At 34.6% G+C, this 22739-nt stretch carries 17 protein-coding genes; 10 read left to right on the top strand and 7 right to left on the bottom strand.

Annotated elements, in window-relative coordinates; genetic code table 11:
* Window positions 1–152 precede the first annotated feature (152 nt).
* Window positions 153–1376 (bottom strand): DEAD/DEAH box helicase, encoded by a 1224-nt coding sequence (locus TZ01_RS08375; protein ID WP_156150352.1) that lies wholly within the window; start codon window positions 1374–1376, stop codon window positions 153–155.
* A 72-nt stretch (window positions 1377–1448) separates the two neighbouring features.
* A complete protein-coding gene (locus TZ01_RS08380) occupies window positions 1449–3071 on the bottom strand; it encodes an APC family permease (protein ID WP_048102390.1) in 1623 nt (540 codons plus the stop codon).
* A 311-nt stretch (window positions 3072–3382) separates the two neighbouring features.
* Here TZ01_RS08380 and TZ01_RS08385 point away from each other — a divergent pair, with 311 nt between their 5' ends.
* The 7 genes from TZ01_RS08385 (at window position 3383) to TZ01_RS08415 (ending at window position 11775) form a co-directional block, all read left to right on the top strand.
* A complete protein-coding gene (locus TZ01_RS08385; protein ID WP_048102391.1) occupies window positions 3383–4813 on the top strand; it encodes a gamma-glutamyltransferase family protein in 1431 nt (476 codons plus the stop codon).
* A 153-nt stretch (window positions 4814–4966) separates the two neighbouring features.
* Window positions 4967–6370, top strand: coding sequence for an APC family permease (locus TZ01_RS08390; RefSeq protein ID WP_048102393.1), 1404 nt, complete (start codon window positions 4967–4969; stop codon window positions 6368–6370).
* An 84-nt stretch (window positions 6371–6454) separates the two neighbouring features.
* Entirely contained in the window at window positions 6455–7270 is an 816-nt protein-coding gene (gene surE, locus TZ01_RS08395) for a 5'/3'-nucleotidase SurE (protein WP_052656877.1), read from the top strand.
* Window positions 7271–7301: 31 nt separating this feature from the next.
* The gene (locus TZ01_RS08400; protein ID WP_048102394.1) at window positions 7302–8333 is read left to right on the top strand and encodes a hypothetical protein; all 1032 of its coding nucleotides are present in this window, start codon (window positions 7302–7304) and stop codon (window positions 8331–8333) included.
* A gap of 4 nt (window positions 8334–8337) precedes the next feature.
* Complete coding sequence (locus tag TZ01_RS08405) at window positions 8338–9171, top strand: ABC transporter ATP-binding protein (RefSeq protein ID WP_048102395.1); 834 nt, start codon at window positions 8338–8340, stop codon at window positions 9169–9171.
* Window positions 9158–9883: an ABC transporter permease gene (locus tag TZ01_RS08410; RefSeq protein WP_052656890.1), complete on the top strand. Its 726-nt coding sequence runs from the start codon at window positions 9158–9160 to the stop codon at window positions 9881–9883. Before TZ01_RS08405 ends, TZ01_RS08410 begins: the two co-directional genes overlap by 14 nt.
* A gap of 278 nt (window positions 9884–10161) precedes the next feature.
* Entirely contained in the window at window positions 10162–11775 is a 1614-nt protein-coding gene (locus TZ01_RS08415) for a radical SAM protein (RefSeq protein ID WP_048102397.1), read from the top strand.
* 4 nt (window positions 11776–11779) lie between these two features.
* On the opposite strand, the gene TZ01_RS08420 is transcribed toward TZ01_RS08415, so the two are convergent.
* Window positions 11780–12961 carry an MFS transporter gene (locus TZ01_RS08420; protein WP_048102398.1) on the bottom strand — a complete coding sequence of 394 codons (1182 nt, stop codon included), beginning with the start codon at window positions 12959–12961 and terminating at the stop codon, window positions 11780–11782.
* Window positions 12962–13074: 113 nt separating this feature from the next.
* Between TZ01_RS08420 and TZ01_RS08425 the strand changes: the two genes are divergently transcribed.
* Window positions 13075–13323 carry a hypothetical protein gene (locus TZ01_RS08425; protein ID WP_048102399.1) on the top strand — a complete coding sequence of 83 codons (249 nt, stop codon included), beginning with the start codon at window positions 13075–13077 and terminating at the stop codon, window positions 13321–13323.
* Between the two features lie 42 nt (window positions 13324–13365).
* On the opposite strand, the gene TZ01_RS08430 is transcribed toward TZ01_RS08425, so the two are convergent.
* The 4 genes from TZ01_RS08430 to carA all read right to left on the bottom strand — a co-directional run bounded on the left by TZ01_RS08430 (window position 13366) and on the right by carA (window position 20751).
* A complete protein-coding gene (locus TZ01_RS08430) occupies window positions 13366–14649 on the bottom strand; it encodes an MFS transporter (protein WP_048102538.1) in 1284 nt (427 codons plus the stop codon).
* 262 nt (window positions 14650–14911) lie between these two features.
* On the bottom strand, window positions 14912–16321 hold the full coding sequence (locus TZ01_RS08435; protein WP_048102400.1) for a cytosine permease: 1410 nt from the start codon (window positions 16319–16321) through the stop codon (window positions 14912–14914).
* A 220-nt stretch (window positions 16322–16541) separates the two neighbouring features.
* A complete protein-coding gene (carB, locus tag TZ01_RS08440; RefSeq protein ID WP_052656878.1) occupies window positions 16542–19703 on the bottom strand; it encodes a carbamoyl-phosphate synthase (glutamine-hydrolyzing) large subunit in 3162 nt (1053 codons plus the stop codon).
* Entirely contained in the window at window positions 19696–20751 is a 1056-nt protein-coding gene (gene carA, locus TZ01_RS08445; RefSeq protein WP_048102402.1) for a glutamine-hydrolyzing carbamoyl-phosphate synthase small subunit, read from the bottom strand. Before carA ends, carB begins: the two co-directional genes overlap by 8 nt.
* Before the next feature lie 264 nt (window positions 20752–21015).
* Here carA and TZ01_RS08450 point away from each other — a divergent pair, with 264 nt between their 5' ends.
* Both TZ01_RS08450 and TZ01_RS08455 read left to right on the top strand, forming a co-directional pair.
* Window positions 21016–21675 carry a DUF3834 domain-containing protein gene (locus TZ01_RS08450; protein WP_048102403.1) on the top strand — a complete coding sequence of 220 codons (660 nt, stop codon included), beginning with the start codon at window positions 21016–21018 and terminating at the stop codon, window positions 21673–21675.
* 114 nt (window positions 21676–21789) lie between these two features.
* A complete protein-coding gene (locus TZ01_RS08455; protein WP_052656879.1) occupies window positions 21790–22731 on the top strand; it encodes a nucleoside hydrolase in 942 nt (313 codons plus the stop codon).
* Window positions 22732–22739 lie beyond the last annotated feature (8 nt).

The following is a 22739-nucleotide window of genomic DNA, read 5'->3' on the forward strand; positions in this document are numbered from 1 at the left end:
TAATATTATCTAATATTTATATTTAACACGAAATTAAAAACTTTATAAGCTGGAATGGGGTAAAAAATCGATTTATTTTAATTTTATAATACTTGATTAATGATAAATATGATAGTATAAATTAAAACTTTAAATATTTTATATATAAATATTTACCAGCGTCTGCCATGGTATCTGTATGATTTTTCATGCCATGATGTTCTGTGATGGTTTTTTATTATGTTTTCATTAACTATTTTGTTAAATGATGAATTTATATACTTTTCGTTTAGCCTGATCTCTATATGCTCCATATTTATGCTGCTTTTTGCCTGAATTTCATGGATCATGTATTTTTCCTCCTCATTAAATATTGTCATCGCACGGCCATTTTTACCCATTCTGCCTGATCTTCCAACCCTGTGTGTGTATGTCTCTATATTGTCAGGTGCATCGAAGTTTATAACATCTGAAATTCCCGGTATATCCAGACCCCTTGCAGCAATATTTGTGGTAACAAGTATGCCAGAATCCATTTTTCTAAACTCATTTATTGATCTTTCCCTGTAATTCTGTTTCATGCCGCCGTGAAGTAAAATATTTCTAAAACCCTCCTGCGTAAGGGCCCTGTTAATTATTTCACCCATTTTCTGTGTTTTGACAAAGATAATGGATTTTTTTGAACCATAATCATTTAAATATGACATTAATATTGAAAATTTATTGCATTTTCTGGATACGGTATAAATATGGTTTATTGTTTCCGGTATTCTATCCTCATCAGCAAATATGTTTTCCGGGTTTTTCATGAACTGCCTGGAAAGCATTTTAATCTTTTCCGGCATTGTGGCCGATAACAATATTGTCTGCCTCCTATCATTTGTGTATCCTATTATCGTTTTAATGTCGTCTATAAAGCCCATGTCAAGCATCTCATCAGCCTCATCAAGAATGAGGTGGTTAATTCTGGATATATCAAGGTAACCCTTATTTATCAGGTCAATTATTCTTCCGGGTGTGCCTATTACAATATCTGCACGGTACAATGAATCTATCTGCCTCTGATATGGGGCCCCTCCATATATTATTGAATATCTTAATCCGGTATATTTTCCCATTTTTTCAAAAACTTTTGCCGTCTGCAATGAAAGCTCCCTGGTTGGAAGAACAATAAGGGCCTTTACATACCTGCCCTTTAAGCTGGATATGGAATTTAACACTGGAATTAAGTAAGCACCGGTCTTTCCAGATCCGGTTTTTGACCTTATAATTACATCCCCTCCAGACATTATATGTGGTATGGCCATATCCTGAATTTCTGTGGGATTTATAAAATTCATATCATTTAGTGCCCTTTTAATCTCTTTATTAATATTCATATTTTCAAATTTTGACAATTTAAACACTCCATTGTATATACTTAGTTTCCTTATATACTTATTCTTATAATAAAATAAAATTTTTGAGGATTAATCCTCAAGTGCTGTACTTTCCATGATTTTATCCTTAGGTGCCGATTTTAGTCCTATAAAAAAGAATATAATTGCATAAAAGAACAGAACCAAATAGTCAAATGGATATGGTATTAAATTTGTTCCTCCCGTGGGTGTACCACCGTATCTTGACAATAGTATTAAACCAATTAAGTATAATGGTATCCATAGTGAGTTTTTTAGATGAAGATTTGAGTATTTCTTTAAATGTGCCTGGTAAATAAATATTATGGATCCTGCAAGGGTTGCGCCAAGTGCGTATAATGTTGTTGGATATGTTGCCCAGTAAATAAGGTATGTTGCAATGATGAATGCGGAAAATGACCAGAGCATTGGGTAAGGAATTTTAAATGGCCTCTCAACATCCGGGTATAATTTTCTCAGCACAGGCAATGATATTGATGCAATTGCAAAATTTGCAACTGCGGCAACAACCACGAAATCGACAAGTTCATACCATGATGGTAGTGGAACCAAAAATATAATCCCCAGAATGACTGATAAAACAAGAGCATATACAGGTGCTCCACTTTTTGTAGTTTTTCTAAAGATTTTCGGAATTGCATTTTCCTCTGAGAAGCCGAAAATTATTCTGCTTGCACCGGTAAGATAAACACCAAGTGTGCCTCCTGGGGAAATAATTGCAAAGATAAAGAATATCACAATCATTACGCCTAAAAGTGCAGCAACCTGAGGACTTACAAAGCTTAAATTACCATGCATTATATCAACCAGCGGTGATGATCTACCTGCAATATAGGCCCAGTCACCAACTGGTTTGTTAAATCCCTTCCAGTTTACGGTTCCAACTATTACAACAGCCATGGCAATGTAAAGCAGGCTCTGAATTAACAGAACAAGACCTATAATCTTTGGCATGTTTTTTGCTGGATTCTTAACCTCACCTGCCATATCTGCTACCTGCCTGTAACCACCAAATGAAAAGAGTATTCCAGATGCGGGTATTGCTATGAAAATACCGCCAATGGATGGTGCGAAGCTTGGAGATACAAAATTGGATGGATGGAAGATGAATAATGGAAGTATTATTACAAATGCAATAACCACGGCTATTTTAACCCATGTCCAGACCTTATTGAACTTCGCGAAATGTGCTATGCTCTTAAGATTTAAAAATAAAAAGCCAATCATTAAAAGTATTGATAAGAGTATTCCATATCCGGTTAAAAGGCCCGTGGTCGAATTATACAGCTGCGGAACATAAAATGCAGCATATTCAGACACTGCCACTGCCTCTATTGCAGGAATGGTAACTGCCCATATAAAAAGGGCCCATCCTGAAATAAAACCACCATATGACCCATATGAATAATAGGCAATCCTGGCACTGATTCCGGACCTTGGAAACATTGCAGAATATTCGGCAAATGGCAGGGTTACCAGAACTATAAATACTGCTGTTAATATCCATGAAATAATGACAGCGGGGCCAGCATAACCTGTACCGCCTGCTGCCGCAAATAAAATGCCGGAGCCAACCGCCCCGCCAACGCCGAACATGATTGCATCATGTGTATTTATTCCTCTTTTTAGACCAGTTTTTGTTCTTTTAATACTCTCTGCCTCATTCAAGTTCATATTTTCCTAATGAGAATAACAATATAAATTTTTGCCTAAAAATTTAAAAATTAAAATTTATTAAATTTAAATAAGATGGAAAAAATGAGTAATAATATAAATTTAAAAATACTTTTGAAATGATTATCATAAAAATGTAATTAATTTATTATAATGTTAAATCAGGATTATAATACATTTATATTAATAAAGTTTAAGATTTAAAAATCATTATTATGGATAATAGTTAAAAACATAATAACAATTTTAGTATAAAATATATGCTTTTTTATGTGCACAAAAAATTATATAATAATTAAAAATGATATTTCATGAAAAAATATGCTGTGGCGTCAAGCCACCCACTCAGTACAATTGCAGGTGAGGAGGCCCTATCTAAAGGTGGAAATGCCTACGATGCACTGCTTGCGACAAGTGCTGCATTAACTGTTGTTCAACCACATCTGAACGGCCTTGGTGGTGATTTTTTTGCGACAGTTAAGGATGGTAATTATTACTGCATAAATGCCAGCGGTTATGCTGCAGCCCTTGCAGATATCGATTTTTTCAGGTCAAAGGGTTATTCTAAAATTTCGGAGAGGGGGATATATTCATCCTTTTCAATACCAGGACTTGTTTCTGCATGGAAATTAATAGAGAAAAAGGCAAACCTTACCCTCAAAGAAAATTTTTCAAGGGCAATAGGTTATGCAAAAAATGGTTTTAGGAAGAGCAACAAGCTTAAAAAGGCCATAGATTCATTTACCCATGGTGATTCAGATTTCAATTCAATATATAAAAAATCAGGGGATATTTTATATCAAAAGGATCTGGGAAAAACACTTGAAACCCTTGCAAATGATGGTCTGGACTCCTTTTATCATGGTGATATAGCCAGAAAGATTAATGATGATATGGTATCAAAGGGCGGGCTTATTAGGTTCAACGACCTTGATAATTTTAGTCCGGAAATAAGGGAACCGCTCACTGTAAAATACAGGGACTTTAAAATATATACCAATCCACCGGTTAGCCAGGGGCTTACAGAAATAGTATGGTTTAATCAATTAAATAACTATGAATTAAATTCTATGAATAAGGAGGATTACTATGATACCCTGATAAAAACCATGATGGATGCATATAAATACAGGCCAGAGTATATTTATGACGGATCAGTTATAGATGACAGTATATTTTCAAATGTACCGAAAACAAATTTCAATGGCAAGAATAACCATTTATCAGATACAACGGCGTTCTCAATATTTGATGGGGAAATAGAGATAAGCGCAATTCAGAGCAATTTCATGGGTTTTGGTTCAGGCCATACGATTCATGGAACCGGAATAAACATGAATAACCGTGGATCATACTTTACCCTTGATGCAAACCATAAAAATGCCCTTAAACCGCATAAAAAAACATTTCATACATTAATGAGCACAATAGCAACCGGAAAGTTTGACATAATTTTTGGTTCAATGGGTGGTGATGTACAGCCACAGATCAATGTTCAGGTCCTGTCCAGAATAATAGACCTTAACTATAATATACAGGATGCAATAAGCCATCCCAGATTTGCCTATCCAGCAAGCATATATAATAATGCTGATATATTTTATGAGAAATCACTTAATTTAAAAAAATATAAAATGGTTAATGATTTAAATGACATGATGGGGCATGCACAGGGTATTTTATATGATGGAAACGTGCATACCGGATTTGATCCGCGTGGTGATGCCTTTGAAATAATATAAATTTTAATGTTGTATAATTTTTAATATTATTGTTTTTTTAAATTATATAATAAATAATCAATGATTAATATTGCCATAAAATTTTAAAGGAATAAATAGACATTTTTTTATTTAGATACAAAAATTTATTAATAATACATATTTACTTTCATAATGGAATACGGACTCAAGAGAAATTATGTATCCAGTTTCAGGCTTATATGGCAGGCAATGGGGACTCTCTCAGTTGCTGCGGATGCTGCATATTTGCTGGTTGGTGTTGTTGAATTTGCCCTGGGTGCAACCCCATTATCATTATTCCTTGGGGTAATTGGATATTTATTTATAATGAATACAGGATACCAGTTTTCGAAGCATGTAAACTCTGCCGGTTCTTATTATACATTTGCGGGCAAGGGGCTTGGTGGCATTGTTGGCACCTTTCAGGCATGGAACATGGCATTTTATGGAATTTTGGGATATGGTAGTTTTGGCTTTCTTGGCCTTGCATCATTTATTACCTTAATAGACCCGAAATATTCGGGTGCACTCTTCTGGGTTCCAATAGCCTTTGTGGCCGCACTTATATCATTTTTGTTTACATACCGTGGAATAAAAATATCAACAGATTATCAGATAGCCGGTGGTGTCATAGAGGTTCTTGTACTTATAATAGGTTCATTAATAATCATAATAAATGCTGGAAAATTAAACACTTTGTATGTTTTTACATTAAAATATGTTTCTGGATATTCTCAGCTTATTTTTTCAATGATTTATTCAACAACCCTGTATTTTGGAACCACAGTGTCTATTACCGCACTTGGCGAGGAGGCAAGGGAACCGGAAAAGAATATTAAACGTGCACTGCTTGCAACAACAATTCTTGCCGGGCTTACGTTAATCTTTGTTTCTTATGCCTTCACCATCGGATGGGGACCGGCAAATATGGAATCATTTTTTCATAGCCAGGATCCGGGAGTTATACTTTTTAAAAGATACAGTTATATACTATATATAGCACTTATACTTGTTACAATAAACAGTTTCATGGGCTATAATATTTCCGTGAGCAATGCAGATTCAAGAATATTTTATTCTTTTGCCAGAGATGGAATTCTATTTTTACCAAACAGCGTGGCCAAAATTCATGAAAGATACAGAACACCACATATAGCCGCGCTAATAATATTTATTTTATCATTTTTAATAGCCATATTTTTTGGCCTCAGGTATGGACCCGTGGCAGGTGGCCTTTTGATGCTTTTAATAAATTCATATGCTGCATATACAGAACATATAGTGGCATCAATAGCACTGCCATTTCTAACACATCGCAGGGGAGAATTTAAATTAATTCAGCATGTTGTAATTCCCGTTATTGGTATGGCCATTCTATTAATAATAATGATAAGTACACTTATAACACCCGAGCCCTATCCGGAAAACTTTGCAGTATATTTTGGCGTATCCTGGATACCAATATCAGGATTATTAACGTTTATAGAATATAAAATTCATCCCGGTAAGGTAAAAAAAGCTGCCCAGTTTACAATTGAGGAGATTGAGGGGAAATAAAGGGTTACATTTTTATAAAAATAATAAATTTTATTAATTTTTTTATTAATAAACAATTATATAGTATTTTAATATAGGTCAATAATGATTTTGGTTACCAATGACGATGGATACTTTTCAAGGGGTATCAAAACACTTTATATGAACGCTGCAAAGATCAGTACAGGAGCCGTGATGGTTGCACCTGACAGACCAAGAAGTGCCTCAGGCATGAGCATTACATTTAATAATCCACTCAGGGCAAAAACCATTGATGAAAACGGCATTAATGGCTATGCCATATCCGGATTTCCGGCAGACACAATATTTTTGGCAAGAAATGCGCTTTACAGGAATGAAAAAATTGATTTAATTGCCAGTGGCATAAATCACGGTCTTAATATATCGTTAAGGTCGCTATATACAAGTGGAACAATATCTGCGGCCATGACAGGCGCCCTGCTTGGAATAAAGGGTATAGCATTTTCAATCGATGTAAATGAGGAAAATGAAAAATCTGCTGATTTTGAAAAGGCAGGGATAATAGCAAGGCATGTAATGGAATATGTTATTAATAAGGGATTCCCAAAGGATGTTGATATATTAAACATAAATTTCCCCCATAAAATAAATGATGGTATAAAAATGGTTGGAGTTCCGATGTATGTGAACGCATTTTCAGATTATGTTAGGGAGGATGAGGACCCGCATGGAAATAAATATTACTGGTTCTGGAATAAATTTTCAGATGATTATGATGAAAATACAGATTATTATACTGTGATGCATGAAGAAAATATATCAGTTACACCACTGTCAGTGCATGGCCATGTTATAACCAACTTTTCCGGTATAAAATCTCTTTGCAATGATGTATCAGGCCTAATATATAATGACGAATATTTATCAGATGTGAAATGAGAGATTAAATATCATAATTTAATCCCGTTACATGAAATTCAAAGGTCTCGGCCCTGAATGGTTTCCTGTCGTGCTCGGAACATTATCAATTTCCCTTGCACTTTACATAAATTATCTTGTTTTTTTAAATTTATGGCTCTTCAATGCAGGTAAAATTATATTTTTCCTTGTAATTGCAATGTTCATTTTCGTGTTAATATCTGTGGTTTATCGCTATGCATCAAATTCAGGAAACCTTAAAATGGACTATAATAATCCCACAGCATTGAGCTTTCTGGCATTTCTTGGCATAATCATGTACGCCCTTGCATTTTTTTACAGTGCCTATATAGGCATAAACAGAATTGTGGCAGCAACATTTTTGTATATATACTTTATATTTTATGTATATGTAATAATAATAAATTTACTTTTAAACTATAACCTTTATACAAATAAATACAATTCATCAGAATTCTCATATGCAATGCTTGTACCCTCCATTGTCATAGGTGGAAACATCATATTAAGCAGTATTATGCTCATAAAACCACTGGAATCATATTACACATTAAGTGAGCTTAAACTCATATATTTTATGATTTTTGTTTCACTGGGCATAACATTTTTCCAGTTTCTGTTTGTGGGTATTACTGCATTTATATACCATATTAACAAAACAGAGTATTTAAGAAGCGTCCCCGCAGCCATGATACCTGTGGGGGCCTCAAGCATGATAATTATTAATATTATGTTTTTACCATACTTTAATTACCTGCACCTTTTTAATGTGCCTGATTACATGGCTGTGGACTCATCAATGCTTTTTTTTGGCTTTGATACATTTTTATTTTTAATATCAGGGGTAATTGCGGCAGGTCATATAAAAAGAAGGCAGTCAATGACTGTATGGGCATATGTATTTCCGGTTGGTATATCAACGTTTTCAGATTACATGATATATTCTTATACTGGAATCTTCATTTTTAAGTATGCAATTGTTATATTTACCATTGTTTTAATAATACTTTATATATACTCCTGGATAAATACATATTTAATTATAAAAAATCCCGGGGTCTGATTTCATGATAATCATCGAAAATTTGAGCAAATTATATAAAAATCTGTATGCTGTTGACCATCTTAGTGCGGAAATATCTGATGGAACTGTATGCATAATAGGGAAGAATGGTGCAGGTAAAACAACACTTCTTAGAATGCTTTCAACACAGCTCAGGCCCACGTACGGTGATGCATTTATTAATAACCTTAGCATTATAAGGGATACAAAGAAACTAAGAAAAACAATAGTAAGCATACCACAGGAGGCCTCACCCATAGGCATATTAACACCGTATGAACAAATATTTATGTATTTAACCGCCAGAAACTTTTCCCTTAAATCGGCCAAGGACGAAACGTTAAGGGCCTTAAGGGAACTGGATTTATATGATAAAAAGGATGTGCCTTCGGATGAACTCTCTGGTGGAATGAAAAGAAAAATGTTCGTTGCCATGGCACTTGCTGCAAACACTGAAACAATTTTCCTTGATGAGCCCACAACAGGCCTTGACCCCCTTTCAAGGCTCGAAACTTGGAGCGCCATAAAAAAGCTTTCAGGGAATATAATATTAACCACACATTATATGGAGGAGGCCAGGGAGCTTGCATCAAAAATATACATAATGGATAAAGGCAGAATAATAAAATCCGGGAATTATGACCAGCTTTTAAGGCCATATAAAAATATGATCAGAATAGAGTCCATGGAAAAACTGGATAATTCATATAAAATAGGAACTTTGTATGTAAAATATATAAAAAAATCTGATATTGATAAAATAGGCAGTGATGTGAGTGTGCGCGATATAACCATTGATGACCTTTTTATAATGGAGGATGAAAATGCCAAATATTAAATTTATACTCACAATGGCATGGTACTATGGCATAAAAACCATAGCCAGAGGGCCATCATACCTTATTGCCTCACTTGCCACACCGCTTACCTTGCTTTTTCTGGTATTTGTATTAAGCCATGGTGCACTTGTTAAATTTGCAATAGTCGGAGGTTTAATTGCATTTATTGGGTCTGTTGGGCTTTCGGGCGCCGGTGATTCAGCATTTTTCAGGTTACAGTTAAGAATTCAGGAGCTTTATGTTGCAACCAGTATAACACAGTTTGATTACATGGCCGCATTTACACTGAGCTATTTCATCTTTTCAGTTCCCGGAATTATTCTTTATGTTTATCTTGGTATTATTTACCATCTATTCACATTATATAATTCCATTGCACTCGTATTAATTATGCTTATACTTATTGTAACCACAACGGCAATATCCTTCATAATATCAGGATCCATAAATCATCTAAGGAATATATGGGGAATAACCGGAATTTTAACTGTTATTACAAGTATACTGCCACCAACATTTTATCCATATTATTATGTTCCAAAAATATTTCTTTATATAATTGCAATATCACCAACAACACCAGCAGCAATTCTTGTTCAGGGATTTTTTGGCCTTGCACCCATGAATTTAATGATGCTTTACGTGCTTTTGATAGAGCTTGTAATATACTCAATTCTTGCCAGATTTCTTGTCAGATGGCGCGATAAGTGATAAACAGTAATTTATGACCGGTTTTTCATATGCTTTATAATTTAATTATATAACTTTAAGAATATTTTTTTAAAAATAATAATTTGACAAATTTAATCTGGAAATTTAATTCTTTTTGAGAAATATGATTTACAAAATTATATAGTTTTAAATAATTAACCTATAAGTTATCTCTAATTATACATTTATATCATTATAATGTTCTCAAAAATATGTTAATATATAAATTCATTTGGATTTATAACAAAAATTTAAATATTTACAAATAATTTATAATTATGAGCCAGATAGTTCTAACCTCGGATCGCGGAACGTTTTCGAATTACGGAGGTGTGCAGGTTTTTGGCTACGTTTCATGTCTTCCGCATAACATTGTTCCAAAGGCCTTAATGAATGCCATATTTTCAAAAAGACCTGGTAATCCTGAAAAAATAGACAGTTTTGTGCCATACTCATTAAGGAAACTTGAGGCCATACTTTTGAAGAATAATTTTAATGATGTGAAAATATCCCCGCCTGATGACATTGAAAAATTTATAGATGAAAATACAAAGGTTCTTGGTATAAATGTTCATGATCCCTATGGATTGAGCCCTGTAACATTTAAGCTAACAATGCTTTTTGGCGGGCAGGAAAGCTGGAATGCCGTATATTTTGAGGAGCTTGCTAAAAAGGTTAAAACATTAAAGGCAAAATATAATTTCAAGGTTATAGTTGGTGGTCCGGCAGCCTGGCAGATAGGATTAAAAAAACCTGATTTTGTTGATACAGTTTTTAATGGTGAGGCAGAGATTGATTTTCCTCTTATTGTCAAAAAGGCTTTGAATGGGGAAAAACTCCCGGAAAATATTACTGGAAGAATGCCGAAGGTTGAGGATATACCACCGATAGTTCATCCTGCACGGTATGGACAGGTTCAGGTTACGCGCGGCTGCCCAAGGGGATGCCAGTTCTGTTCCATAACACCTGAAACATACAGAACAATACCCCTGGAGGATATAAAAAAGGAGGCTAAAATAGAATTAAATGGCGGTGCAAAGGATATAGAATTAATAACTGATGATATACTGTTATATGGCCAGCAAAAATTAAGGGTAAACCATGATGCAATCATAGAACTTTTTAAAACAATGAAATCAATGGGAGCAAGATACGTTTTATTCCCTCATATTTCAGCACCTGCAGTTCTTAGTGATCCAGATACAGTATATGAAATGTCAGATATATCAAACCTAAAGGAATACGGGGCGGAGGCACCCGTGGTGGGCCTTGAAACAGGTTCTGTAAAAATAATGCATAAATACATGAATGCAAAGCCATTTCCCTGGAGGCCAGAGGACTGGAAATCTGTTATTGTAAGGGCAACCAAAATTATGAATGAGGCATATATTTACCCATGCTATACCATGACAATTGGATATCCGGAGGAGGATGAAAATGACTTAAAACAGAGCATGGATATTGTAAATTCAATCATAGATAACCAGTTTAAGGCCTTTATTTTCCCACTGCCGGTTATACCTATGACAAGTTCACATATACACAATAATCCATTTCCATACATGGAAAAACTACCATCTGGTTACTGGGAGCTCTTATATATGTCATGGAAGTATGACTTTGGGGTCATAAAGGATTTGATACCGGTCATGGCCAGATCAATGAACCCTGTTCTAAGGTATTTATCTGACAGAATGGTGGATTCCGTATTTTCCCATCTGGATGACATATTTTATAAACTGTACATAACACACGGAAAGAGCTCACAGGTATTTTCAAACATCAACCTGAATACCGTGGGTGGATTTCTAAAATCCATGGCCTGGCTGACAAAAACTGGATTAAAGGATAGAATTTCGGTAAATAATAATGGTGTCGCAACAAAAACCTAAAATTTTATTCATTTAATGCCTCGTCCCCTATGGATGATTTTTTTATCTTAAAAAGAACAGGTATAATAAAAATTATTGATATTATTCCAAGAGTAATAAATGGAACTGAAAATGTGCCATATACTGAAAAAAGGTATCCTATTACAAATGGAGATATGCTCCCTCCAACCTGCGAACTGAAGTTAATAATTCCGCTTGCAGATGCCAGATTCCTGTCACCACCACTTACATCTGATGCCATACCCATTGATGGCCCTGCATACAATCCATAGCTGAATCCTGCCAGAAATGAAGGCAGAATTACCAGATATCCCTTAATAAATGCAGTTGATATAATTATGGCACCGAGGAATAAAACTGTGACTGCTGCTATTAATGGCCTGCCGTTTTTGAACCTTTTCGATATCCTTCCACCAAGTGGCGATGTTATGATGCCACCTATTGACGGTATCCATGTATAAAGAAAAAGGTTTGAGCCTGATGCGATTCCGGAATAGACTATAAACGTTGAGTACAATGATAAAAATCCCAAATAGGAAAAACCTGCAGCAAACCTTATAAATGTTACATAAATAATATCCTTAGAAATCTTTTGTTTTTTGCTTTTTTTTCTTACCTCGGGCTCCTTAATAAAGGTCAAATCTATTAAAAGAACTGCTGCAAGAAAGCCAAAAATTATGTAAAATGGTAATTTGAATGTTATATTTAAAGCCTCAATTGTAATAAATTCCCCTATGGATGCGCCAACAAAATATGCTGTTTGATATATACCAATTGCGGTGGTTCTCTCCTTTCTGGGTGTCCATGCCTGTACAAGTGAGGCATCCGAGACGTAAAGTGATGCTGAAAAAATTCCAAGGAAAAATTGTATAATCATTAACGATAAATAATTATTAATAAAAAAGTAAAGCAGTATAAAAAGTATGAAAATCATTGAAAATGAAAGCTTTGATGTAAGCGACAGCCCAAATTTATCAGATAGCATACCTGATGGAATTTGAAAGGCCGTGTAACCTGCCCAGTATGATGTAATAAGCAGTGACCCCAGCAGTACGCTTATATGAAGATTTAAAATAATAAACGGTAAAATGGCCGGAATAAAATACCTTATTGATGAATTCAAATAGAATGACAAAAATGTCGGAATTATAATTCTCCCAAATGGGTAATTTTTAGATTTTTCCATTTAAATCAGGCTCATTATTAAAGGCTTATAAATATATTATTATTAAACCTTTTACCGCAAAACAATATTAATAAAACAAACTATTTATTTAATTTGATGTTATTATAATAATTATGACGGCACTTAATAAAAAGGATTATTCAAGATTTCTATGGATTCATAGAAAAACATTAATTATTTTTTCGGTAATAATTCTCGCATTAAGATTTATTCTATCAATAATTAAAGTAATGGCAATAATAATCAACGTTATGGATTTAATATCATTCATTGCTGCATTTGTGCTTCTGGAGATAATATTCATGTATAGCTATAAAAAGGACATTGAAAAACTTGATGGGACTAAATATTATAAAAAATAAAACCTTCAAAATAAGAAATTTATAAAAATAAAAAATAATTTATTATCTTGAATGCCTGACCATTAATACAACAATTCCTGCAAGAAGGACGAAGACAGCCATGGAATAAACACCTGCAACAAATGAATGTGTATAGCTTTGAAGGCCACCAACCAGAATTGGGCCAACTATGCCTCCAAGATTGCCCAGGCCATTGATCATGCCAATCGATGATGCGGAGCTTTCCCTTGTTAGCGCCTCCTGTGGTATATTCCAGAATATCGGTAAGAAGCTGAATATGCCTATTGCCGATATTGTAAAGAATATAAATGACGCCACTGGTGATGAAACCAGAAGGAATGCACTTAATGCAAGTCCGGCAAATGCAACGAAGAAAATAATGGCGGTTAAATGCTTTCTATTTCCTTTTTTATCCGAAAATCTTAATATTAAAATCAGGGCTATGGCAGCGACAACGTATGGAATATCACTTAGGAAACTGGCAGTTGCAGCGCTTATATTGGCCATGGATTTTATTATTGATGGAAGCCATATTGTGTATCCATATAAACCTGTTACACCAAGAAAATAAACGATTGTTAATAATATCACATCCCTCTGTTTTAATGCCTCCTTCCATGAAACTTTTATTGGCTTGTTTTCCTCCTCGTTTTTTAATTCCCTTTCAAGTGCATCCTTCTCATCCTTTGTTAGCCACTTTGCATCCTCTGGAAAGTCTGTTAAAACTACCCAGAGTATTGCCACGGATATAAGTGCTAATATTCCCTCATATATGAAGAGGTATCTCCATCCGGGATTATTACCGTACGCCGTAAATATTGCGCCAGAAATTAGGCCTCCAAAAATTCCTGCGACAGGAATTGCGGCATTAAAAAAGGAATTTGCAACACCACGCTCCTCCTTGACAAACCAGATGCCCATAAAGAACATGGTACCTGCATAAAATGGTGCCTCTGCAAGACCCAGTATAAACCTTAATGCATAAATTTCAGGCACATTCTGCACGAAACCGGTTACAATGGTTATTATTCCCCATGCAGAAAATGCAAAGGCAAATATTTTTCTAATGCCCATGCTGTTTATTCTAAGTGTTGTAAAGACCTGGGGAATTGCATATGCCACAAAAAATAGTGATGATGCAACACCGGCAATGAAATCTGCACTTGAGGCTGGTACCCCTATATCAGGAAACATGTTCGCAGCTATTGCGTATGATAGATTAACTCTATCAAGGAAGTTTATTACATAAAGGAAAAATAAAATCGGGGCCAGCCTTATATAACGCTTTCTCAGCGAATGTTTAACACTCTTTATAGTAACATCCATATAAACCGTATTCATACTATGATTTAAATTTTTCTTATATAACTTATATATTGTATAATTCCATTTAAATATATTCAAATATATAATCCCAGGGATATCAATTATTGGACTATGCCCGGACAATATTCTGGGAATAATTATTAAACCCTAAAATTACATAAACCTTACATATACATTTTTCAAATAGGCGAAATAAAATTTTTAATATTTATTTTCTAATGAATCTGGTAAATAAAAAATTAAAAAAATATGTTTATTTAATTTATTCACTTTCTGGCTCCTTCTCTGTTGCAGGTTTGTATCTTGCATTTGTTGCATAGAATAATATTATGTAAGATAATGCTGCCACAAGCGACCCAAATACCTGCTGTGGGAAGTAGTTAAAAATTGGATTTAACATGCCAAGGCCAAAGAAGTTTATCAGAACTCCTATTACAGTTGCAAGAACAGCATTTATGTTAAAATTGCCTGAAAATGTCTTGGGTATTGTATAAAAATCTCTTATTTTCGCAGTTTTTCTCAAATTTAAATACCAGTCAACTATTAATATAAATGTATATGGGAATAATAGATCAGCAATCAGGTTTAGGAATGTTTCTATATGGGTTAAAATACCAGCTATGGCCAGTATTATTCCAAATACTCCCAGAATTGCTGTTGATACTGGCTGGGCCAATTTTTCCTTCTGCTTCTTTTTAAAGGCAGGCTGTATTCCGGCAAGGAGGTCTACAGTTGATGGATATAAATTCATTGCATTTGTATGTATTACAGCCAGGGATGCACCAAATGCTGCAACACCTAAAAGCAGAAGAAGTGCGGTATTTTTAACAGGGAATGAAACTGCCGCAAGATTCCAGTTCCCTGCATAAATATTTGATGCGTAGCCGATTATGCCCATTAAAAATACAGGAACTATTATTCCAATAGGGGCTGCTATAAAATATGCAATTTTTGTCCATTTTTTCTCATTCCTCGTTTCAGGCTTTGCAAATCTGGTTGCTGTTGAAATTTTGTATGTCCATGATAGAATAGAAAATGCCAGAACAAGATTAATATCAATCCCCCAGTTAATGGGAACTGTCTGTGCTGTTAATGCTCCAAAGTTGACATGGAATAATGTTATTAAATAATAGGTTAAAATGGCATAGACAACGATTAATAGAATTGATGTATATCTATAGAAGTATTCAAGCCATTTTAGGCCGAACATTACTAGCAAAATCTGAAGTATACCAATGACTATAAACCAGATTACCGGGCTTGAATGCGTTAAAAGTGCCAGTATTTCACCACCGGTGGCGTCATTTACGCCGAACCAGCCAAGGTTAACAAAGGTGTAAAGCAGTGAAAGGCCGTTTGACGTCCAGTACCCGTAAGTTTTTCTTGATACAACCAGTGCCGATAATGGAATCTGCCTGCCCATGTTGGAAAACAATCCTGCAGGAATTATCCCAATTACCAGTGCTATTGTAATGACCAGCACCATATTCCAGAGGCCTGTTCCAGCAAGTAAAAGACCTATTAATGGTGTTGTTGCCGATGCGCTTGCCATGGCCCAGAAGTTGAATATTTTACCTGGTGAATGCGTCCTGCTTTCCTTTGGTATTGGATTTACCCCTATAACCTCCAGATGCTTCTCGGTAACCTGCGTGTCAAAAACATCCTCATTCATTTTAATTCACTTATGGTTATAAATTATATCAGTATTTTAACTTTTTTATACAGATATAATCTAATTATATTTTATATTTCATTTTATATCCATATTATTCAAAAATATTTAATAATTTTAACAAAATGTGATAATAAATATTAAAAATCCATGAAAACTTTATACACCCATCAAAATGGTAAATAAATATATAAAATTTTGTTTTGATTATTAATAAACTTTAGTTTTTAACATATTCACCTATTTCCCTGTAATGCGGTGTAATTTTTGATGTTAGTGCGTTTATAAGTGCAACCCCGAATTTTATATTGGTTATTAGTGGTATATCCCTTCTAACTGCAATTTCCCTTATGGAAAAGCCATCCCTGAATGATCCATATGTTTCAGATGGTGTATTTACTATAATTGATATATTTTCATTCTTTAAAACCTCACTTAGGCCCGGCTTCCGCATATCCTTGAGCCTGTAAACAGTAATATTTTTTATGCCGTTGTTTTCAAGATATTTTGATGTGCCCGGCGTTGCATAGATTTTTATTCCATTAAGTGATAATTTTCTTGCAATTTCCAGTGCCTCTGGCTTGTCACCGTCATTAACAGTAATAAGTGCGGATTCAAGCTTAAAATTCCTTTTAATTATTTTAATTGCCTTTGCCATTGCCTCATTAAAGTCCAGACCACAGCACATTGCCTCTCCTGTGGATTTCATTTCAGGGCCAAGGATCACGTCCATATCCCTGAATCTTTTAAATGGAAACACAGGAATTTTAATGAAATATGATTTGGGTTCCATATAAGTTTCCCTTAATGGTGTACCGAGAATGGCCTTTACCGCAGAATCAACCCAGTTTATGCCTGTTGCCTTTGCCACAAATGGTACTGACCTTGATGACCTTGCATTTAATTCTATTACGTAGATTTCATTATCCTTTACTGCAAGCTGCAGATTTGAAAGGCCAAGAAGATTAAAATTTGATCTTAGCTTCTCAACAATATCAAATATTTTGTTTTTAATAGAATCATTTACCATATTTGGGGCAAGCACCATTGATGCATCACCAGAATGTGTGCCTGCCTCCTCAATATGTACCGATATGCCTGCGATAACTGCCCTTGTGGAATCTGATACAAAGTCGACATCTATTTCTGTTGCGTTTTTGATGTATTCACTTACAAGTATCGGAAATCCGGGCCTTTCCCTGAATAGTTCCTGTATTCTGTCTATTAATATGTTGTAATCATAAATTATATCCATTGCCCTGCCACCAATAATAAAGCTTGACCTTATTATGACCGGAAGTTTTATGCTGGATATTTTTTTCTCAATATCATTTATATTTTCTATTTCTATGAACTCGGGCTGCTTTATGCCAAGCTTTTTAAGCTCTCTTGAAAATTTTGTCCTTTCCTCGATGTTAAATATATTTTCTGGAGATGTTCCAAGTACTATATTGCCAAATATTCTGCTTAATCCGGAGGCCATATTCTGACCGGTTTGCCCTGAAAACTGTATAATTATTCCATTTGGTTTTTCCCTGTGAATAATATTGGATACATGCTCCAATGTGATGGGCTCAAAATAAAGGATGTCAGATATATCAAAGTCTGTTGATACTGTTTCGGGATTGCTGTTCACCATAATGGATGTATATCCCAAGGATTTTAATGACATAACTGCCTTAACAGATCCATAATCAAATTCAACACCCTGGGATATCCTGTTTGGTCCTGATCCTATAATTACAATCTTTTTATTTTCAATTGTTTTAAAATCATTCTGTGAATCATATGAGGAGTATAAATATGGGGTGTTTGATTCAAATTCTGCAGAACATGTATCTATATTTTTATACACAGGCATAATATTATTATTAATCCTGTTTTTAATTATATCAACCTCATCCATTTTTGTATAATATGAAAGAGTTTCATCAGAAATTCCCAGTGATTTGATATATCTCAGATTTTCCGGGAGTTTCCCCGGTTTTAGTTTTTGCAACTCTGTAACAATATTTTTCATTTTATATATGAAAAATGGATCATAGCCTGATTTGCCTGCTATTGTCTCTATATCTATGCCCTGGAACAGTGCCTCAAATATGGCATAAAGCCTTAAGTCATTTGGTTTTTCTATTAATTCAAGTGTTTTATCCCTTGTTGTAAAAAGCCTCAAGGATTTTGAATCCTTTATATCCAGGGACGCAACACACTTTAAAAGAGCCTCCTCAAAGGTTCTACCAATTCCCATGGCCTCCCCTATGGATTTCATTTCTATGCCTATTTCCCTTTTAACAGAGAATTTATCGAATGGCCATCTGGGAATTTTAACTGTGATATAATCCATTGATGGCTCAAATGCGGCATATGTTGTTTTTGTAATTGGATTCTTAATTTCATTCAGATTATACCCTATTGCAATTTTTGTGGATATTCTGGCTATCGGGTACCCGGATGCCTTTGAGGCAAGTGCAGAGGACCTTGATGTCCTGGGATTTACCTCAACAACATAGTACTCATTATTTTTCTGGTCAAGGGCAAACTGAATATTGCATGAACCAACAACACCGATTGAGCTTACTATATGTATTGCCGCCGTTCTTAGTTTCTGGTAATCATCATTGCTTAATGTTAGTGATGGGGTTACAACAATGCTCTCACCGGTATGCACACCCATTGGGTCTAAATTTTCCATGTTGCATATGGATATGCAGTTTCCGGCATTATCCCTCATCATCTCATATTCTATTTCCTTCAGTCCAAGAAGAGATTCATCAAGTTCCAGTGGTATATCATTTATGATAAAGTAGTCCTCACAGTAATTAATTAGATCCTCCTTTGAATCAATTATCTTGCCTCCTGAACCACCCAGTGAAAAACCAGTTCTCAGTATTAATGGATATTTTTTAATATTTTCAATCTGTGCCATAAATGAATCCTTTGTTATTGTATATGAGTTTATTATGGGCTCATTAATGCTGCGCATCAAATCAAAAAATTTCTTTCTATCCTCTGCAATCTCTATGGATTTAACCGGTGTGCCCAGTATTTTTATGTTATACTGGCTTAATATTCCCAGCTTATCCAAAAGTATAACAAGATTTAACCCAACCTGTCCCCCTGTGGATGGCAGTATTGAATCAATATGTTCATTCTTTATTATTTCAATCACGGTATCCGGCTCCACAGGCTCAATATATATTTTATCTGCTATCTCCCTATCAGTCTGTATCGTTGCAGGATTTGAATTAAGAAGAACAGTTTTTATGCCCTCCTCCCTGAGTGCGAGACATGCCTGTGATCCTGAATAATCAAATTCGGCAGCCTGCCCTATAACTATCGGCCCTGAACCTATTACAAGCGTGCATTTAATGTCCTTAATCATTTTTAACACCCAAAGTTTCATCTATTTTATCAAAAAACCAGCTCCCGTCATATGGCCCAGGATGGGCCTCCGGATGGAATTGCACAGAATAAACAGGTAAATCCCTGTGCTCCACCATCTCAACCGTATTATCATTAATATCCCACATTCTCATTGATAAATCAGTATTCCTTAGTGATTCATTATCAACGGCATATCCATGGTTATGGGACGTTATGTATATTCTAGTGCCATCAGTAACAGCATGGTTAACACCCCTGTGGCCAAACTTCATTTTTTTGGTTCTGCCACCAAAGGCCAGTGTAATAAGCTGGTTTCCCAGACATACACCGATAACAGGCTTTTCAGCTGAAACCTCCCTGATGAATTCAACCAGATTTTTTAATGCCGGATGATCCGGATTTCCAGGACCATTTGGAATAAAAACTGCATCATAATCAAGTTTTGAATTAAAAAAATCATAATTATACGGTACTATATGAAGTGATGCAATTCTTCCAAGGTTTGTAATGAGGCTATTTTTGGTTCCCACATCGATAAAAAGTATTTTTCTTCGGTCATTACCCTTATAATACTGGTACTCTTTTCTGGAAACCAAACCAACAAGGTCATCATTCATTGTGTCCGGAAATTCATCGGGGATTTCCGGCTTGTTTCTGATAAAACATCTTAAAACCCCATTTTTTCTGATTTTTTCAACGAGAACCCTAGTGTCTATGCCATCAATGGCCGGCACGCCTGACCTTTTCAAAAATTCATTAAAATCATTTCCAGAGGGTCCTCCGGAAAAAATTTCATGGGCGTCCTTTGTGATAAGGCCGGCAACCTGAATCTTCTCTGATTCCATTTTTTCCATGGAAACAGAGTAATTTGCAATCTCTGGGAATGCAAATATAAGTATCTGACCTGCATAGGAGGGATCAGTTATTGTTTCAATATAACCAGACATGGATGTTGTAAAAACCAGCTCACCATGGGATTCACCCTCATAACCATAACCCCTGCCACCTATTATCGTGCCATCTTCAAGTATCAAATATTTATCCATTTAAATCCTAAAAAGGGTAATTTTTGTATGGCATATATTATTTTCCATTATTTTAAAGAAAAAATTATTAAAAATAATAATATCATAATATTAAAAAATATTTTTATATATTATTTATATTGTTATATTTACAATTTTAATAATATAATATAAAATTTAATATTAAAAATGGCATTCATAAATACATAAATCATTTACTATTTACCATTTATGTTTTTATCATGTGAAACATTACATTAATAAATTATTTATCCATATAGTATTATGAAAGTAATTGCAGCACCTGGACCGGTCTGCTACCCTATAGTGGCGGCCAAGATGGAGAGAGATGATATTGATATAGATTTTCAGAAGGAGGGAAAGGCAGATATTATACTTGATTCAACAGTCTCATTGATTAAAAGAAACCTGCCCATAAGCTATGTAACAATAAAACACCTGTCTGTTGTTATACCAAAGCTTGGTTATAAAATAGGATTAACCAGAAAGGGCGGAGCGGCAGATATACTGTTTAGAGCATTCGTTAGTGAAACTGGGAAGACTGTTGAAATCAAATATTATGAGGGAATAAATGACCTCATGGAGGCAATGAAGAAAGGAGAGATTGACTCTGCAGTGGTTCCGGCAATGTCAGAGGGCGGTGAAAGCCTTGAGAAATATTTTGAGAAATATAACATTTACATACCTGGTAGCTGCGGGGCCGCAATATTCAATGGAAAGGACAAGGAATTCATTGATGCATATAACCTTGGAATTAAAATATTAAAGGAGAAACCTGAGGAAGCTGCAAAATTCATTGTTGACAACCTTCCGATTAAATTCCCGCCTGAATTTATTATTAATACAATGAAAAATTCTGAACTTAATGTCCACAGGCCGGATGATTACAGCAAATTTTCCGAGCTTGTAAACAAATACAAATAATAAATATTTTTATGTAAATTATATTTATAAATATATTAAAAATAATTTATTTATACAACAAATTTTCAAAAATTTAATGCAAAATTTAATATATTGATATATTTTTATTATCTATTGGAGAATATTATAATAGATACGGATACAGCAGGCGATGACGTAACATCAATTATGCTTGCAGCACTCTCCCCAATAAATTTAATATCCATAAGCATAGCTGCAGGAAACGTGCCTGTAGAATTGGGCGCAAAAAATGCATTGCTAACGCTTGAAAAGGTCAATAAAAAGAATGTCCCGGTTTTTATTGGATCAAGAAAGCCAATGTTAAGGGATCTGGTTACTGCCCAGTATGTCCATGGCAATGACGGCATGGGCAATTCTAATTTTCCTGACCCGCAGAAACAGCCTGAGAACGGAAATGCCTCAGCTGAACTGGTTAATTATGCAGAAATGTATAAAAAAAATCTTATAATATGCGCACAGGCTCCATTAACAAATATTGCACTTGCAACATTAATGGATAATAATTTTCCAAAGAATGTAAAACATTTATATATAATGGGAGGAACATACAGGCATGCAGGAAATATAACTCCTGCTGCAGAATACAATTTTTTCGTTGACCCTGAGGCTGCATATATTGTACTTAAATCTGGTTTCAATGCTACAATACTGCCGTGGGATCTTTGCGCTGAACATGGAACGATAACCATTGATGAAATAATGCATAATTATGAAAAAAATAAAACAGACCTTTTTAAATTTTATTTGGATGTAAACCGATCTGCAATAGAATATAATAAATCTGGAAAATCTGGTATAAATATTAACGGCCTCACACATTCTGATTCATTGTTAATGTCCTGCATTTTAAATAATGATATAATAATGGAGACAAAAAATGTTAGGGTAGATATATCAATTGAAGATGAAATAACAAGAGGCTTTTCATCAATGATTCCTGATGATAACAGTAAAATAAAGGTAATTACCAGGATTAATGAGGATAAATTTAAAAAATTCCTTTTTGGTTCCCTTCAAAATGGTATAAAAGATTAATAAGACAT

This window comes from Acidiplasma sp. MBA-1, from assembly GCF_000949015.1.
Taxonomy (GTDB): Archaea; Thermoplasmatota; Thermoplasmata; order Thermoplasmatales; family Thermoplasmataceae; genus Acidiplasma; species Acidiplasma aeolicum.

Excerpts from the sequence above, each read along its gene's own strand:
- TZ01_RS08380 (WP_048102390.1), bottom strand. The coding sequence starts at position 3,071 with ATGAACTTGAATGAGGCAGAGAGTATTAAAAGAACAAAAACTGGTCTA.
- TZ01_RS08385 (WP_048102391.1), top strand. The coding sequence starts at position 3,383 with ATGAAAAAATATGCTGTGGCGTCAAGCCACCCACTCAGTACAATTGCA.
- TZ01_RS08390 (WP_048102393.1), top strand. The coding sequence starts at position 4,967 with ATGGAATACGGACTCAAGAGAAATTATGTATCCAGTTTCAGGCTTATA.
- surE (WP_052656877.1), top strand. The coding sequence starts at position 6,455 with ATGATTTTGGTTACCAATGACGATGGATACTTTTCAAGGGGTATCAAA.
- TZ01_RS08400 (WP_048102394.1), top strand. The coding sequence starts at position 7,302 with ATGAAATTCAAAGGTCTCGGCCCTGAATGGTTTCCTGTCGTGCTCGGA.
- TZ01_RS08405 (WP_048102395.1), top strand. The coding sequence starts at position 8,338 with ATGATAATCATCGAAAATTTGAGCAAATTATATAAAAATCTGTATGCT.
- TZ01_RS08410 (WP_052656890.1), top strand. The coding sequence starts at position 9,158 with ATGCCAAATATTAAATTTATACTCACAATGGCATGGTACTATGGCATA.
- TZ01_RS08415 (WP_048102397.1), top strand. The coding sequence starts at position 10,162 with ATGAGCCAGATAGTTCTAACCTCGGATCGCGGAACGTTTTCGAATTAC.
- TZ01_RS08420 (WP_048102398.1), bottom strand. The coding sequence starts at position 12,961 with ATGGAAAAATCTAAAAATTACCCATTTGGGAGAATTATAATTCCGACA.
- TZ01_RS08425 (WP_048102399.1), top strand. The coding sequence starts at position 13,075 with ATGACGGCACTTAATAAAAAGGATTATTCAAGATTTCTATGGATTCAT.
- TZ01_RS08430 (WP_048102538.1), bottom strand. The coding sequence starts at position 14,649 with ATGGATGTTACTATAAAGAGTGTTAAACATTCGCTGAGAAAGCGTTAT.
- TZ01_RS08435 (WP_048102400.1), bottom strand. The coding sequence starts at position 16,321 with ATGAATGAGGATGTTTTTGACACGCAGGTTACCGAGAAGCATCTGGAG.
- carB (WP_052656878.1), bottom strand. The coding sequence starts at position 19,703 with ATGATTAAGGACATTAAATGCACGCTTGTAATAGGTTCAGGGCCGATA.
- carA (WP_048102402.1), bottom strand. The coding sequence starts at position 20,751 with ATGGATAAATATTTGATACTTGAAGATGGCACGATAATAGGTGGCAGG.
- TZ01_RS08450 (WP_048102403.1), top strand. The coding sequence starts at position 21,016 with ATGAAAGTAATTGCAGCACCTGGACCGGTCTGCTACCCTATAGTGGCG.